Annotated in this window: 17 protein-coding genes; 9 read left to right on the forward strand and 8 right to left on the reverse strand. The window is 74.0% G+C overall.

Annotated features, from left to right (window positions below):
* The first annotated feature begins 183 nt into the window (after positions 1-183).
* Positions 184-2,445 carry a heavy metal translocating P-type ATPase gene (locus tag BLW14_RS13895; RefSeq protein ID WP_093707573.1) on the forward strand — a complete coding sequence of 754 codons (2,262 nt, stop codon included), beginning with the start codon at positions 184-186 and terminating at the stop codon, positions 2,443-2,445.
* Between the two features lie 161 nt (positions 2,446-2,606).
* Here BLW14_RS13895 and BLW14_RS13900 read toward each other — a convergent pair whose 3' ends face one another.
* The 6 genes from BLW14_RS13900 to BLW14_RS13925 form a co-directional block, all read right to left on the reverse strand.
* Positions 2,607-3,158, reverse strand: a complete 552-nt coding sequence (locus tag BLW14_RS13900; RefSeq protein WP_093707575.1) for a GNAT family N-acetyltransferase — start codon at positions 3,156-3,158, stop codon at positions 2,607-2,609.
* A gap of 42 nt (positions 3,159-3,200) precedes the next feature.
* Positions 3,201-3,815 carry a GNAT family N-acetyltransferase gene (locus BLW14_RS13905; protein WP_093707577.1) on the reverse strand — a complete coding sequence of 205 codons (615 nt, stop codon included), beginning with the start codon at positions 3,813-3,815 and terminating at the stop codon, positions 3,201-3,203.
* Between the two features lie 106 nt (positions 3,816-3,921).
* Positions 3,922-4,149 carry a hypothetical protein gene (locus BLW14_RS13910; protein ID WP_256332770.1) on the reverse strand — a complete coding sequence of 76 codons (228 nt, stop codon included), beginning with the start codon at positions 4,147-4,149 and terminating at the stop codon, positions 3,922-3,924.
* A gap of 96 nt (positions 4,150-4,245) precedes the next feature.
* Positions 4,246-5,112, reverse strand: coding sequence for a 5-oxoprolinase subunit C family protein (locus tag BLW14_RS13915; protein ID WP_093707579.1), 867 nt, complete (start codon positions 5,110-5,112; stop codon positions 4,246-4,248).
* Positions 5,109-5,747, reverse strand: coding sequence for a 5-oxoprolinase subunit B family protein (locus tag BLW14_RS13920; protein WP_093710723.1), 639 nt, complete (start codon positions 5,745-5,747; stop codon positions 5,109-5,111). The genes BLW14_RS13915 and BLW14_RS13920 overlap by 4 nt, the downstream gene beginning before the upstream one ends.
* A gap of 143 nt (positions 5,748-5,890) precedes the next feature.
* A complete protein-coding gene (locus tag BLW14_RS13925; protein ID WP_093710724.1) occupies positions 5,891-6,640 on the reverse strand; it encodes a LamB/YcsF family protein in 750 nt (249 codons plus the stop codon).
* Positions 6,641-6,814: 174 nt separating this feature from the next.
* Here BLW14_RS13925 and BLW14_RS13930 point away from each other — a divergent pair, with 174 nt between their 5' ends.
* The 6 genes from BLW14_RS13930 to BLW14_RS13955 all read left to right on the forward strand — a co-directional run bounded on the left by BLW14_RS13930 (position 6,815) and on the right by BLW14_RS13955 (position 12,591).
* A complete protein-coding gene (locus BLW14_RS13930; protein WP_093707581.1) occupies positions 6,815-7,564 on the forward strand; it encodes a GntR family transcriptional regulator in 750 nt (249 codons plus the stop codon).
* 259 nt (positions 7,565-7,823) lie between these two features.
* A complete protein-coding gene (locus BLW14_RS13935; protein ID WP_093707583.1) occupies positions 7,824-8,555 on the forward strand; it encodes a DUF969 domain-containing protein in 732 nt (243 codons plus the stop codon).
* On the forward strand, positions 8,552-9,520 hold the full coding sequence (locus BLW14_RS13940; RefSeq protein WP_093707586.1) for a DUF979 domain-containing protein: 969 nt from the start codon (positions 8,552-8,554) through the stop codon (positions 9,518-9,520). Before BLW14_RS13935 ends, BLW14_RS13940 begins: the two co-directional genes overlap by 4 nt.
* A 65-nt stretch (positions 9,521-9,585) precedes the next feature.
* Positions 9,586-10,614 carry a DUF2891 domain-containing protein gene (locus BLW14_RS13945; protein ID WP_093707588.1) on the forward strand — a complete coding sequence of 343 codons (1,029 nt, stop codon included), beginning with the start codon at positions 9,586-9,588 and terminating at the stop codon, positions 10,612-10,614.
* Between the two features lie 29 nt (positions 10,615-10,643).
* Entirely contained in the window at positions 10,644-11,291 is a 648-nt protein-coding gene (locus BLW14_RS13950; protein ID WP_093707589.1) for an HD domain-containing protein, read from the forward strand.
* A gap of 73 nt (positions 11,292-11,364) precedes the next feature.
* Positions 11,365-12,591 carry a Cmx/CmrA family chloramphenicol efflux MFS transporter gene (locus BLW14_RS13955; RefSeq protein WP_093707591.1) on the forward strand — a complete coding sequence of 409 codons (1,227 nt, stop codon included), beginning with the start codon at positions 11,365-11,367 and terminating at the stop codon, positions 12,589-12,591.
* A 73-nt stretch (positions 12,592-12,664) separates the two neighbouring features.
* Here the strand turns inward: BLW14_RS13955 and BLW14_RS13960 are convergent, their stop codons facing one another.
* On the reverse strand, positions 12,665-12,964 hold the full coding sequence (locus tag BLW14_RS13960; protein ID WP_093707593.1) for a DUF4031 domain-containing protein: 300 nt from the start codon (positions 12,962-12,964) through the stop codon (positions 12,665-12,667).
* A 12-nt stretch (positions 12,965-12,976) separates the two neighbouring features.
* Positions 12,977-13,360, reverse strand: coding sequence for a hypothetical protein (locus BLW14_RS13965; RefSeq protein WP_093707595.1), 384 nt, complete (start codon positions 13,358-13,360; stop codon positions 12,977-12,979).
* A 115-nt stretch (positions 13,361-13,475) separates the two neighbouring features.
* Between BLW14_RS13965 and BLW14_RS13970 the strand changes: the two genes are divergently transcribed.
* Entirely contained in the window at positions 13,476-14,393 is a 918-nt protein-coding gene (locus BLW14_RS13970; protein WP_018519584.1) for a MurR/RpiR family transcriptional regulator, read from the forward strand.
* A gap of 82 nt (positions 14,394-14,475) precedes the next feature.
* The gene (gene murQ / locus BLW14_RS13975; protein WP_093707597.1) at positions 14,476-15,438 is read left to right on the forward strand and encodes an N-acetylmuramic acid 6-phosphate etherase; all 963 of its coding nucleotides are present in this window, start codon (positions 14,476-14,478) and stop codon (positions 15,436-15,438) included.
* Positions 15,439-15,452: the final 14 nt, after the last annotated feature.

Here is a 15,452-nt window from a genome sequence, read left to right on the forward strand (position 1 = left end):
GGGCGCAGCCCCACCGTGAACGTGAACATACGCGAGGTCAAACGCACGCCCGGCGATCACCGGCGGCGAACCGCGCGCCCCTCGGAGACCGTCCTTGCAACCACATAGGGGGCGGGGGTATACATGGGGGCAGAGAAAGATACCCCCAGGGGGTACCGTTCACCGTCCAGCCGAGGAGGGCCCGTGTCCACGCACACCGCAGCCACCGCAGACACCGCCGAGGTCGAGCTGGCCATCGGAGGCATGACGTGCGCCTCCTGCGCGGCCCGCATCGAGAAGAAGCTCAACCGGATGGACGGCGTCACCGCGACGGTCAACTACGCCACGGAGAAGGCCCGGGTCAGCTACGACGACGGCGCCGGCGTCTCCGTACAGGACCTCATCGCCACGGTGGAGAGGACCGGCTACACCGCGCGGGAGCCCGCGCCCCCGGCGCGTACGCCCGAGGAGACGGCCGCACCACCGGTCCGGGAGACGGACTCGTTGCGGCAGCGGCTGATCACGGCGGTCCTCCTCGCCGTGCCGGTGATCCTGATGTCGATGATCCCCGCGCTCCAGTTCGACAACTGGCAGTGGCTCGCGCTGACGCTGACCGCGCCCGTCGTCACGTACGCCGCCTGGCCCTTCCACCGCGCCGCGTGGACCAACGCGCGGCACGGCGCGGCGACCATGGACACGCTGATCTCCGTCGGCACGTCCGCCGCGTTCCTGTGGTCGGTGTGGGCGCTGTTCTTCGGCACCGCCGGCATGACCGGCATGACGCACCCCTTCGAGCTGACCATCGGCCGCAGCGACGGCGCCGGGAACATCTACCTCGAAGCGGCCTCGGGCGTCACGGCGTTCATCCTCGCCGGGCGGTACTTCGAGGCCCGCTCCAAGCGGAAGGCGGGCGCCGCGCTGCGGGCCCTCCTCGAACTGGGCGCCAAGGAGGTCACCGTCCTGCGCGACGGCCGCGAGGTCACCGTGGACACGGCGGAACTCCGGGCCGGCGACCGCTTCCTGGTCCGGCCGGGCGAGAAGATCGCGACGGACGGCGTGGTCGTCGAGGGCTCGTCCGCCGTGGACGCGTCCATGCTCACCGGCGAGTCCGTCCCCGTGGAGGTCTCCACCGGCGACCCGGTGACCGGCGCGACGCTCAACGCGGGCGGCCGGCTCGTCGTCGAGGCGACCCGGGTCGGCGCGGACACCCAGCTGTCCAGGATGGCGAAGCTCGTCGAGGACGCGCAGAACGGCAAGGCGGCGGCGCAGCGGCTGGCGGACCGGATCTCGGCGGTGTTCGTCCCCGTGGTCATCGCGCTCGCGCTGGGCACCCTGGCCTTCTGGCTGATCGACGGGGCCGGGCTGACGGCCGCGTTCACGGCGGCGGTGGCCGTCCTGATCATCGCCTGCCCGTGCGCGCTGGGCCTCGCGACGCCGACCGCGCTCATGGTCGGCACGGGGCGCGGCGCGCAGCTCGGCATCCTGATCAAGGGCCCCGAGGTCCTGGAGTCCACCCGCCGGGCCGACACGATCCTGCTGGACAAGACGGGCACGGTGACGACGGGCCGCATGACGCTCCGGGCCGTCCACACGGCCGCCGGAACCACCGAGTCCGACGCCCTCCGCCTCGCCGGAGCGCTGGAGCACGCCTCCGAACACCCCATCGCCCAGGCGGTGGCGACGGCCGCCGCCGACCGCACCGGCCCCCTCCCCACCCCGGAGGACTTCACCAACGTGCCCGGCCTCGGCGTCCAGGGCGTCGTCGACGGCCACGCCGTCCTCGTGGGCCGCGAGCAGCTGCTCGCCGAGTGGGAGATCCGCCTCCCGGCCGGCCTGGCCGGCCGCAAGGCCGAGGCGGAGGCCGCCGGACGCACGGCCGTCGCGGTCGCCTGGGACGGCGAGGCGCGCGCGGTCCTGGAGGTCGCGGACGCGGTCAAGGACACCAGCGCGGAGGCCATCACCCGGCTCCGCCGCCTCGGCCTCACCCCGATCCTGCTGACCGGCGACAACCGCGCCGTCGCGGAGTCGGTCGCGGCCGAGGTCGGGATCGACGAGGTGTACGCGGAGGTCCTGCCGCAGGACAAGGTGGACGTCGTCAAGCGCCTCCAGGCGGAGGGGCGTTCGGTCGCGATGGTCGGTGACGGGGTCAACGACGCCGCCGCCCTCGCCCAGGCCGACCTGGGCCTCGCGATGGGCACCGGCACGGACGCGGCGATCGAGGCGGGCGACCTCACCCTGGTCCGCGGCGACCTCCGGGCGGCCCCGGACGCGATCCGCCTGGCCCGCCGGACGCTCGGCACGATCCGGACGAACCTCTTCTGGGCCTTCGCGTACAACGTGGCCGCGATCCCGCTGGCCGCGGCCGGCCTGCTGAGCCCGATGATCGCGGGCGCGGCGATGGCCTTCTCCTCGGTCTTCGTGGTCGGCAACTCGCTGCGGCTGCGCGGGTTCCGGGGGGAGGCGTAGGCGCGGCCCGTCCGGCGTTCGAGGACGGAACCGTTCACGGGGTGGCCCCGAACCTCAGGCGCACCGCCCACCAGGGGGCCCCGGTTCCGTCCTCGGACGCCGGACGGCTGGGATCGCCGCCGGGGCCGGGTGGAGGTGCAGGGCTCAGGCCCCTTCCGCCGTCAGCCCCGGCGCTCCGCCCACTCCTCGTACAGCAGGCCGTAGACCACCCGGTCGTACCAGCGGTCGCCCACGCGGACGGCGGAGCGCCGGCGCCCTTCCTCCACGAACCCGGCGCGCCGGAAGGTCCGCATGGCGCGCTCGTTGCCGCTCCAGGTGTCGAGTTCGACGCGCCGGATCCCGCACGCGCCGAAGAGGTGTTCAAGAAGCAGCCCCAGGGCCTCGGAGCCGTATCCGCCTCCCCAGTGGCTGCGTTCGCCGATGGTGATGCCCACCGTCGCCTGCCGGGTGAACGCTTCGACGTCGCGGTAGTCGACGGTGCCGATCACCCGCCCGTCGGCCAGGTCCTCCACGGTGAGCGAGGCCTCCGCACGCGGGTCCTGCCGGAGGCGCGCGTCGTGGAACCCCTCCAGGGCCTCGCGGGTGACGGGCCCGAAGTGCGGGTCGCCACCGGTGGCCCAGTGCACGACCTCGGGGTCGTTGCGCCATCGCAGGTGGGCGTCCAGGTCGGAGGCGCGCAGGGCGCGGATTCGAACGAGCTTTCCCTCAATCATGCGGTGATCGTAAAGGAGCCGGTACGGCGTACGAGCCGGCCCTCAGCGCGCGATCCGCGCCTCCAGGCGCTCCCGTACGCCGGGCCACTCCTCGGCCGTGACGGAGAAGATCGCCGAGTCCCGCAGCTTCCCCTCCTCGCCGGGCGCCCAGGAGCGGGACCAGTTCCGCAGGACGCCCTCGAAGCGCGCGCCCACCGACTCGATCGCGGCCCGCGAACGCCGGTTGCGCGCATCGGTCTTGAGGTCCACCCGCGCCACGCCCCACACCTCGAACGCGTGCCGGAAGAGCAGGTACTTGGACTCGGTGTTCACCCCGGTGCCCTGCGCGGACGCGGCGAGCCAGGTGAAGCCGACCTCGATCGCGCTCAGCCTGTCCTCGCCCAGCCAGTGGCGCGGCTCCCAGAAGGCGGTGGCCCCGACGACCTGCCCGGAGGCCCGGTCCACCTGCGCGTACGGCGCGAGCTTCCCGTCGGCGGCCCGCCCCAACTGGGCGTCGATGTACCCCTCGACCTCCCCGGGCCCCGGCACCCAGGTGAACCCGTACGAGTCCCGGTTCTCCCGCCCCGCCCGCAACAGCCCTTCCGCGTGCCGGTGTTCGAGCGGTTCGAGCCGCACCCGGGAACCCTCCAGAACAGGCCCTGCCAGCACGAAAGCCATCGGTCCCCCATCCAGTCACCGGGCCCGCCCTCCGCGCGCCCGTGCGTAGGTTTCCAGAGCCGTCGCACGTGTGTCGCGCGAATATGGCCTCGCGGGGGGGGGAGCATCAGAGCCGGCCGGCCGGCCCACCGGCCGTCCGCCCCCGCCACCAGCTCCACGCCGTATGCCCCACGAGCCACGCGGCGACCACACAGGCGGCGGCGCGGCTCGCGGCCCAGGTGAGACCGAGCACCGGATGCTGCGCGTCCGCCTCCCCGCGCAGGCGCTGGTTCGTCTCGACGTAGGCCGCGACAAGCGCATGGATGCGGTCCCCCTTGGCCGTCCCCGGGCCCACCGGCCCCCACCGGACGCATCCTCCCCCTCACCCCCGGGCGCGCACGACCTCACCCCCGGCGCGCACGCACGACCTCACCCCACAGCACGCACGGACTCACCCTCCGGCGCGCACGAACCGCACCGGCGTCCCCGCCCCCGCCTGGGCCGCCGCCGCGAGCGCGGATTCGGCCACGACGCCCACCACGGGGTAACCGCCCGTCGTCGGATGGTCGTTGAGGAAGACCACCGGCCGGCCGTCCGGGGGGACCTGGACGGCGCCGAACACCATGCCCTCGCTGGGCAGTTCGTCCGTACGGGCGCGCTCCAGGGCCGGGCCCTCGGTGCGCAGGCCGATGCGGTTGCTCTGCGGCGAGACCCGGTACGCGGCCGTCGTCAGCGTCCGCAGCGCCGCGTCGGTGAACCAGTCGTGGCGGGGCCCGAGATGGACGGGCAGGACGACCACGTCCGGCGCGGCCGGCCACGGCACGGCGTCCGCGACGGGAGGCGGCGCCCCGGTCGCGTACCCGAGCGGCAGCACGTCCCCGTCCCGCAGCGGCGGCGGGCCGAGGCCGGAGAGCAGGTCCGCGGAACGGCTGCCGAGCACCGGTTCCGGCAGCAGGCCGCCGCCGAACGCGAGATAGCTGCGCAGGCCCCGCGCCGCGGGACCGGCGTCGAGCACCGCGCCCGCCGGTACGCGCACGGGCGCCCCCCAGGCGGCAGGTCGCCCGTCGACCGTGACCCGGCAGGGCGCACCGCCGACGACCGCGACGACCGGCCGGTCCGGGCGGACCGCACAGCCGGTGACGGTCGTCTCCAGGACCGCCGCCGTGCCGGGGTTCCCGGCCAGCCGGTTGGCGAGCCGGTGGGCGGGGGCGTCCAGGGCGCCGGACCGGGGCACCCCGAGGTGCGCCCAGCCGCCGCGCCCCGCGTCCTGGACGGTGGTCAGGGCCCCGGCCCTGACCACCTCGACGCGCCCGGTCACGACCGCGCCTCCGTAGCGACGAACCGCACCCGCGTCCCGGGGCTCAGCAGCGCGGCCGGCTCCCGGCCCGGATTCCACAGCTCCTGCGGTCCGGGCATCCGCCCGATGATCTGCCAGCCGCCGGGCGAAGTACGGGGGTAGACCCCGGTGTAAGGGCCGGCGAGGGCCAGCGCCCCGGCCGGGACACGGGTGCGCGGGGTCGCACGGCGCGGCGTACGCAGGTGTGCGGGGAGGCCCGTGAGGTAGCCGAAGCCGGGGGCGAACCCGCAGAAGGCCACCCGGAATTCGGTCCCGGCGTGAATGCCGGGCACCTCGTCGGCGGTGACGCCCCAGGCGGCGGCGACGTCCGCGAGGTCCGGCCCGTCGTAGACCACGGGGATCTCGACGGCGTCCACGGCGTCGCGCCGCAGCGGCGGTATCTCCCAGGAGACGAGCGCGCGGGCGAACGCGGCGCGGCCGTCCGGGGTGCGGTCCGCGATGCCGTCGAGCAGGACGGTCCGGGCGCCGGGCACGATCTCGCGCACGGCGGGCAGCTCACCGCGTGCGCGCCGCCGCAGCAACTCGGCGTGGAGGGCCTCGGCGTGCTCGCCGCGGTCCAGCTCGACCAGCAGCGCGCCGGGCCCGGCGGGCAGCACGCGGAGGCCGCCGGAAGCGGTCTCGGGTACGCCGGGCCCGGCGTCCGCAGCAGCGATCCCCCCACGGCCGCGCTCGGGCATTCCCCCGACGGTTCCGGCTGCCTCGGGTGCCCCCGGGGCCCCGGCCGCCCCCGCCTCCCCGCTCACGTGAACGCCCGCACGGTGACGCCCGCCGCTTCCAGCGCGCCGCGAATCCTGCGCGCCAGCGCCGCCGCGCCCGGGGTGTCCCCGTGGACGCAGAGCGAGCGGGCCGCGACCGGTATGCGGCTGCCGTCCCCGGCGGTGACGGCCCGGTCCACCGCGATCCCGACGCTGCGGCGCACGACCTCGTCCTCGTCGTGCAGCACCGCACCGGGCTCGCTCCGGGGGACGAGGGTGCCCCCCGGGGTGTACGCGCGGTCGGCGAACGCCTCCTCCACGGTGGCGAGGCCCGCCGCCGCCGCGTGGGCGAGGAGGCGCGAACCGGGGAGTCCGAGGACCGCGAGGTCCCCGCCCGCCAGCGCGACGCCCTCGACCACGGCCGCGGCCTGGCCGTCGTCCCAGACGGCGCGGTTGTACAGGGCGCCGTGCGGTTTCACGTACGCGACCGCGGAACCGGCCGCCTCGGCGAAGACCCGCAGCGCGCCGATCTGGTACGCGATCTCGGCGGTGAGTTCGGCCGGGGGCACGTCCATGGAGCGGCGCCCGAAGCCGGCCAGGTCGCGGTACGAGACCTGGGCCCCGATCCGGACGCCCCGGGCCGCCGCCGCGTCGCAGACCCGCCGCATCACGGACGCGTCGCCCGCGTGGAAGCCGCAGGCGACGTTCGCGCTGGTCACGCAGTCGAGCAACGCCTCGTCGTCGGTGAGGGTCCAGCGCCCGAACCCTTCACCGAGATCGGCGTTGAGATCCATCGGATGGGCGCGGTCCGCCTCGGTCACCGGGTTCGTCAGATCCATCACGGGCGCACGCTAGCGATTGTTCAACAATCTGACAAGACCCGGATTGGAGGCCGGGACGCCCGTACGGTTCACTGATCACAGGGTGCGCACCCGCACGACGTGCGCCGGGAAGGCAGGGGACGGGGCATGGCGGAGACTGCGAACGGCCGGACCGTTCCGGACCTCTCGGATCTTTCGGACCCCGCGCCGGACCCCGCATCGGCCCCCGCGTCGGACGGCGCGCCCCTCGCCCGGTCCGGCACCGCCGAGCGGGTCGCGGTCGTCCTCCGGGACCGCATCGCCGCGGGCTACTTCCCGCCGGGCAGCCGGCTCTCCGAGGAGAGCATCAGCGGCGCCCTCGCGGTGTCCCGGAACACCCTGCGCGAGGCGTTCCGCCTGCTCTCGCACGAACGCCTCCTGGAACACCGGCTCAACAAGGGCGTCTTCGTCCGCGTCCTCGCCGTCGACGACCTGATCGACATCTACCGGGTCCGGCTCCTCGTCGAGTGCGCCGCCCTGCGGAACCTGGGCGAGCCGCCGTACGACCTGACGGACGTCGAGGCGGCCGTGTCCACGGGCGAGCAGGCGGCGCAGGCGGGCGACTGGGCGGTCTGCTCGACCGCGAACATCCGCTTTCACCAGGCCCTGGCCGGACTCGCGAACAGTCCCCGCACCGACGAGCTGATGCGCAGCGTCCTCGCGGAACTCCGGCTGGCGTTCCACGTGATGGCCGACCCGCGCAGGTTCCACGAGCCCTACCTCTCCCGCAACAGGGAGATCACCAACCGGCTCACCGAGGGCGACGCGGCGGGCGCGGAGCGGATGCTCGCCTTCTACCTGGAGGACTCACGGCGCCAGCTGGCGGAGGCGTACGCGGAGCGCCTGACCGCGCGCTAGCCGGGTCCGGCACCGCCCGGCCGACGGGCGCCCCGGCGCTCCCGCACACCGAACGTTCCACGATCCTTCCGGCCCCAGGACGGGGCGCCTCCTACGGAGACAAGGCTCGCGACGCCCTTCGCCGGACCGTCGACACATTCGTGTACCCCACACCCTTGTGTGTTTGTTGAACAATCGCCTAGGGTCTCGCGAAATACCCCCGTCCTGTCAGGACCGCGCAGCCTCGCCTGCACGTCCATGCGCGGAAGAAGGCCGACGCGTGATCGTTCTCCTCGGCGTGCTCGTGGTGATCCTCGGATTCGCCACCCGCCGCAATCCCCTCCTCGTGGTGGGCGTCGCCGGCATCGTCACCGGGCTGCTCGGCAAGCTCTCCCCGCAGGAAGTGCTCGCCTCGTTCGGCAACAGCTTCGCCTCCGCGCGTTCGGTGACCGTCTTCGTCATCACCCTGCCCGTCATCGGACTGCTGGAGCGGTACGGACTCCAGGAGCAGGCCCGTACGCTCATCGGGAAGCTGGGCAAGCTCACCACCGGCCGCTTCCTGGCGCTCTACCTGCTGATCCGGCAGCTCACCGCCTCCGTCGGCCTCACCAGCATCGGCGGACCCGCACAGAGCGTCCGACCGCTGATCGCCCCCATGGCCGAGGCCGCGGCCGAGGCGAAGGCCGGGCGCCCGCTGCCGCAGAAGCTGCGCGAGAAGGTCCGCTCGCACGCGTCCGGCGCCGACACCATCGGCGTGTTCTTCGGCGAGGACTGCTTCATCGCCATCGGATCGATCCTGCTGATCACCGGCTTCGTGAACTCCACCTACGACCAGCACCTCGAACCCCTGCACCTCGCCCTGTGGGCCATCCCCTCCGCGATCTGCGCCTTCCTGATCCACGGGGCCCGACTGCTCCACCTCGACCGGCAGCTGGAGCGCGAACTCGCCGTCGCCGCCGCCGAGAACGACCTGACGGGCCTCGCCGAGGTCCGGACGGAGGACGCCAAGTGATCAAGTCCGAGTACTTCTTCTGGCTCGTGGGCGCGGTGTTCCTCGTCATGGCCGCGCAGATGGCCATGGACCGCACCAACCCGAAGCGCTTCGGCTCGGCCGGCTTCTGGGGCCTGCTGGGCGCCGCGTTCTTCTACTCGACCGGGGTCGTCGACAAGTCCCTCCCCGCCGAACCCCTGGGCGTCGCCGTCCTCGTCCTGATCGTCCTGGGCGGCTTCGGCCTCACCGGCAAGGGCGCGTCGCACACGCCGTCCCGGGAGAAGCGCGCCGCCTCCGCCGCCCTCCTCGGCAACAAGCTGTTCCTGCCGGCGCTCACCATCCCCGTCGTCGCGATGATCTGCGCGACGCTCGTGAAGAACTGGAAGATCGACGGCGAACCCGTCCTGGAGCCGGGTTACGAGACCATCCTCGGCCTGGGCGTCGGCGCCGTCGCCGCGCTGGCCGTGGGCATGCTGCTGCTGCGCGAGCGCAAGATCTCCGTACCGCTGCACGCCGGCCGCAACATGCTCGAATCGATGGGCTGGGCGCTGCTCCTGCCGCAGCTGCTCTCCGTGCTCGGCTCGATCTTCCAGTCCGCGGGCGTCGGCGAGCAGGTCGGCAGGATCACCGAGGCGGTCCTGCCGGACGGCCAGAAGTTCGTCGCCGTCGCCGTGTACTGCTGCGGCATGGCGCTGTTCACCATCGTCATGGGCAACGCCTTCGCGGCGTTCCCGGTGATGACCGCCGCGATCGGCTGGCCGGTCCTCATCCAGCAGATGCACGGCAACACCCCGGCGATCCTCGCCATCGGAATGCTCTGCGGCTTCTGCGGCACCCTCGTCACGCCGATGGCCGCCAACTTCAACCTGGTCCCCGCGGCCCTGCTCGAACTCAAGGACCAGTACGGCCCGATCAAGGCCCAGCTCCCCACGGCCGCGGCCCTGCTGGTCTGCAACATCGCGATCATGGCCCTGTTCGCCTTCTGAACCACCGCGCCCGTCCCCGTACGGCTCCGACCCGAGCACCCCGCCCACCCTCTGGAGTGACCCCGATGTCCCCCGCGCTCCCCGCCGCGTACGCCGTCCCCTTCGCCGAACTGGCCCTCGCCAACGTCGTACGCGAATACCCCAACGCCCCGGCCCACCTGTACGCCGGGCCCGAGGAGCTGGTCGAGCCCCGCGTACTGCACCCCGCGTTCTACGGCGGGTACGACTGGCACTCCACGGTGCACATGCACTGGCTGCTCGTCCGGCTGTTGCGCCGCTTCGCGCCCACCGGCGACCTCCCCGCCACCCTCACCACCCGCGTCCGGGAGGTGCTGGACACGCACCTCACCCCGGAGAACCTCGCCGTCGAGGCGGCCTACCTGCGCGGACGCCCGCACTTCGAGCGCCCCTACGGCTGGGCGTGGCTGGTGGCGCTGGCGGCCGAGTGCCGCGCGTCCGGCACCCCGGAGGGCGACCGCTGGGCCGACGCGCTCGCCCCCGCCGTCGGGGCGGTCGGCGACCTCCTCACCGGCTGGCTGCCCCGGGCCACGTACCCGATCCGGCACGGCGTCCACCCCAACAGCGCCTTCGGCCTGGGGCTCGTCCTGGACGCGGGCGAGCGCGCCGGGCTGTCCGGGGCGGTCCTGGAGGCGGTGGCGGACCGGCTCCGCGACTGGTTCTCCGGGGACCACGACGCCCCCGTCCACTGGGAACCGTCCGGGCAGGACTTCCTCTCCCCGGCCCTGACCGAGGCGGACGCGATGCGCCGCGTGCTGCCCGCCGACGCGTTCCGGAGCTGGCTGGCCGGGTTCCTGCCGGAGCTGACCACGTCCCCGCTGCTCACCCCGCCCGTCGTCTCCGACCACGCCGACCCGCAGATCGGCCACCTGCTCGGCCTCACGCTCAGCCGGGCGGCGGCGCTCCGCACGATCGGCGACGCGCTGGGCGAGGGGCCCGCCCGCGACGCCCTGGCCGCCGCCGCCGAGGCGCACCTCGCCGCGGGGCTGCCTACGGTCTCCTCCGGCGACTTCAGCTCGGACCACTGGCTGGCCACCTACGCCGCCCTGGCCCTGGACACCCCGCCCGGCCACTGACCGCCCGGGGCACCCCCTACCCTCGGGGCATGGACGACATGGCCCAGGCCCTCCGCACCCGCTGGCAGGACGCACTCCTCGCGGCCCGGGCCGGTGCGGAGGGGCCCGACCCGCTTCCGTACGCCGACAATCTCCTCGCCCGCTGGGCCGAGCCGCAGCGCAAGTACCACACGACCGCGCACCTGGCGGCGGTGCTCGACCGGATCGACACGCTCGCCGGGCACGCCGCCGACGCGGACGCCGTACGCCTCGCGGCCTGGTTCCACGACGCGGTCTACCGCCCCGACCGGTCGGAGAACGAGGAGCGCAGCGCGGTCCTCGCCGAGCGGGCGCTGCCGGAGGCGGGGGTGTCCGAGGCGGTCACCGGGGAGGTCGCCCGGCTGGTCCGGCTCACCGTCACGCACGACCCGGCCGTCGGCGACACCAACGGCGAGGTGCTGTGCGACGCGGATCTGGCGATCCTGGCGGCGCCGCCGAAGGAGTACGCGGAATACGCGGCGCAGGTCCGCGAAGAGTACGGCTTCGTGCCGGAGGAGGCGTTCCGGGAGGGCCGGGCGGCGGTCCTGCGGCAGCTCCTCGGGCTGCCGAGGCTGTTCCGTACGCCGTTCGGGACGGCCGAGTGGGAGCCGAAGGCGCGGCAGAACCTGCTGACGGAGCTGGAGCTGCTCACGCGCTGAGGCGGGAATTCCCGGGTCCCGGCCCGTGTTGGGTGCTGTTATGCCTGACTCAGCCGCGCGCGGCCGCTCCCCTATGCCCCTGGCCGTCTACATCCTCGGCCTCTCGGTCTTCGCCCTGGGCACGAGCGAGTTCATGCTCTCCGGGCTGCTGCCGCCGATCGCCGATGACATGGACGTGTCGATTCCGCGCGCCGGACTCCTCATATCCGCGTTCGCGATCGGCATGGTGGTCGGCGCCCCGCTGCTCGCCGTGGCCACGCTGCGGCTGCCGCGCCGGACGACGCTGATCGCGCTGATCTCGGTCTTCGGCCTCGGCCAGGTCGCGGGCGCGCTGGCGCCGACGTACGAGGTGCTGTTCGCGTCCCGCGTGGTCAGCGCGTTCGCGTGCGCCGGTTTCTGGGCCGTCGGGGCGGCCGTCGCCATCGCGATGGTGCCGGTGAACGCGCGGGCGCGGGCCATGGCCGTGATGATCGGCGGGCTGTCCATCGCGAACGTGCTGGGCGTCCCGCTCGGGGCGTTCCTCGGCGAGAACCTGGGCTGGCGGTCCGCGTTCTGGGCGGTCGGCGCGGCGTCGGCGGTGGCTCTGGTCGGGGTGGTGACGCTGATTCCGCGTATCCCGCTCCCGGACGAGAAGCCGCAGCTCAAGCGCGAGATGGGCATCTACCGCGACCGGCAGGTGTGGTTGTCGATCGTGATCACCGCGCTCGCGGCGGGCGGCGTCTTCTGCGCGTTCAGCTACCTCGCGCCGCTGCTGACGGACGTGGCCGGGCTCGACTCCGGCTGGGTGCCGACCGTGCTGGCGCTGTTCGGGGTGGGCGCGCTGGTCGGTACGACGATCGGCGGCCGGGTCGCTGACGCGCACCTCTTCGGGGTGCTGCTGAGCGGGATCGCGGCGTCGACGGTGTTCCTGGCGGCACTGGCGCTGTTCGCGTCGAACCAGGCGGCCGTGATCACGCTGTCGTTCCTGCTGGGCCTGTCGGCGTTCTACACCGCCCCGGCGCTCAACGCCCGGATGTTCAACGTGGCGGGTGCCGCCCCGACGCTGGCGGGCGCGACCACGACGGCCGCGTTCAACCTGGGCAACACGGGCGGCCCCTGGCTGGGCGGCACGGTGATCGACGCGGACTTCGGCTTCGCGGCGACGGCCTGGGCGGGCGCCGCGATGACGGTGGCGGCGCTGGTGGCCGTGGTGTTCTCGCTGCGCCTCCAGCGCTCGCGCGCCTCGGCGTCCTCCCGGCTGGTGGCGCAGGGTTCGCCCAAGGCGGCGCCGGTGGAGTCTTCGGAGTGCGCCACGGGCTGAGAGGTCTCATGGGCTGAGCCGGGCGGTCCGGGGGCAGGCCGGTCAGGGGCCGGGCGTATAGGGGGCAGGCCGGTCAGGGGCCGGGCGTATAGGGGACAGGCCGGTCAGGGGCCGGGCGTCCCTTGGGCCGCCGCAGGCCCGCCGCCGTGAGCCGCCGGACCAGCTCCTTCGAGCCGATCTCCCGCGCCCCGGCCCGTACCGCGTCCTCGTAGCGCGCGGACGGGATGTCGTAGTGGTCGCGCTCGAAGGCGCGCGCCGGGGCGCCGATGGAAGCGGCGAAGGCGTGCAGTTCCTCGAAGGAGACGTCGCTGACCAGGTGCGACCAGAGCCGCCCGTGTCCGGGCCAGGTCGGCGGGTCGATGTAGAGCGTCATCGGTTCACCGCGTCATCGCCGGAGTATGCCGCTGAGCGCGCCGACCGGCGCGACCGCCACCGCGGCCTTGGTGCAGACCCAGTGCGGGTGCGGCCCGAGCTCCGGCTCGACGTCCAGCGCGTGCGGGTCGCCCGCGTCGCAGACCGGGCACAGCGGCCAGCGGCCGTACTTCTCCAGGAGCGCGTCCTGCACGTCCTGGGCGACCAGGCCCACGACGAACTCGGCGCCCTGCGGCCACTGCTCGACCCACCAGCGGCGGTGCGTCACGGCGTCCTCGACCATCGAGACGATCTGCGCCTCGGCGACGTCACCGGCGGCGAGGTCGGCCATGACGAGGGCGCGGGCGGTGTGCAGCGCCTGCTCCAGGCGGTCGGGCTCCGGTGGGTTCTGCTCCATGGACCCATTGTCCACCCGCCCCGTTCCGGGTCCCAGGGTGCGGTGTCAACGGTTTCTTTCAGAGGTCACACCAAAGGGGGTTGACGGGCCCGGGGCTTGAAAATATCTTTCAAAGGTGACCAATGACCTGAAGGAAAGTTTCAGTACGGACTCGCCGCCCGCCCCGGCGGCCCTGGCCGCCAAGGTGCGGACGCTGTCGCCGTCGATGACCCGCTCCATGCAGCGCGTCGCCGAGGCCGTCGCCGGCGACCCGGCGGGCTGCGCCGCCCTGACGGTCACCGGTCTCGCGGAGCTGACCGGCACCAGCGAGGCGACGGTGGTCCGCACCGCCCGCCTCCTGGGCTACCCCGGCTACCGCGACCTGCGCCTCGCGCTCGCCGGTCTCGCCGCCCACCAGGAGTCCGGCCGCGCCCCCGCCGTCACCGCGGACATAGCGGTGGACGACCCGATCGCCGACGTGGTCGCGAAGCTGGCCTACGACGAGCAGCAGACCCTCGCCGACACGGCCGCCGGGCTCGACACGGTGCAGCTGGGCGCCGCGGTCGCCGCCGCCGCCACGGCCCGCCGGATCGACATCTACGGGGTCGGCGCGTCCTCCCTCGTCGGCCAGGACCTGGCCCAGAAGCTGTCCCGGATCGGCCTGATCGCCCACTCCCACACGGACCCGCACCTCGCGGTGACCAACGCCGTGCAGCTCCGCTCCGGCGACATGGCCATCGCGATCACGCACTCCGGCTCGACGGGCGACGTCATAGAGCCACTGCGCGTCGCCTTCGACCGGGGCGCGACGACCGTCGCGATCACCGGCCGCCCCGACGGCCCCGTCTCGCAGTACGCCGACCACGTCCTGACGACGTCCACGGCCCGCGAGAGCGAGCTGCGCCCGGCCGCCATGTCGAGCCGCACCAGCCAGCTCCTGGTCGTGGACTGCCTCTTCATAGGGGTCGCCCAGCGTACGTACGAGACGGCCGCCCCGGCCCTCGCCGCCTCCTACGAGGCACTGGCCCACCGCCACACCCCGCGCACCCGCTGACCGTCACCCGGACCCCGTCCGGCAGCCCGCACCCCCGAAGCACCCGCACCCGCACCCGCACGAGAAAGCAGAGCCGCCCTCCATGACCTCCCTGACCGACGCCGACGCCACCCCCGACGGCTACGGCGAGCTGCGCGCCCAGCTCGCGACCCTCACCACCGAGGCGTTCCGCCCGGAGCTCGCTGATATCGACCGGCTGGGCACCGCGGAGATAGCCCGGATCATGAACGGCGAGGACCAGACGGTCCCGGCCGCCGTCGCCGAGCGGCTCCCCCAGATCGCCGCCGCGATCGACGGGACGGCCGAGCGCATGGCCCGGGGCGGCCGGCTGATCTACGCGGGCGCGGGCACCGCGGGCCGGCTCGGCATCCTGGACGCCAGCGAGTGCCCGCCCACCTTCAACACCGACCCGGCCGACGTGGTCGGCCTCATCGCGGGCGGCCCGTCCGCGATGGTCACCGCCGTCGAGGGCGCGGAGGACAGCAAGGAGCTGGCCGCCGCCGACCTGGAGGCGCTGAAGCTCACCGCCGACGACACGGTGGTCGGCATCTCCGCCTCCGGCCGCACGCCGTACGCGATCGGGGCCGTGGAGCACGCCCGCGCGAAGGGTGCCCTGACCCTCGGCCTGTCGTGCAACGCGGACTCCGCGCTGGGCGCCGCCGCCGAGCACCCGCTCGAGGTCGTCGTCGGCCCCGAGCTGCTGACCGGCTCCACCCGCCTCAAGGCCGGTACGGCGCAGAAGCTCGTGCTCAACATGATCTCGACGATCACGATGATCCGGCTCGGCAAGACGTACGGGAACCTCATGGTCGACGTGCGCGCCTCCAACGAGAAGCTGCAGGCCCGCTCCCGGCGCATCGTCGCGCTGGCCACCGGCGCCTCCGACGAGGAGATCGAGACGGCGCTCGCCGCCACGGGCGGCGAGGTGAAGAACGCCATCCTGACGATCCTCGGCCAGGTCGACGGCCCCACGGCCGCCGCGCTGCTGACCGAGTCGAACGGCCACCTCCGCGCCGCGCTCGCCGCCGCCCCCCGCACCACCTGACCCACCGCACCACC

This window comes from Streptomyces sp. 2131.1, from assembly GCF_900105515.1.
Lineage (GTDB): Bacteria > Actinomycetota > Actinomycetes > Streptomycetales > Streptomycetaceae > Streptomyces > Streptomyces drozdowiczii.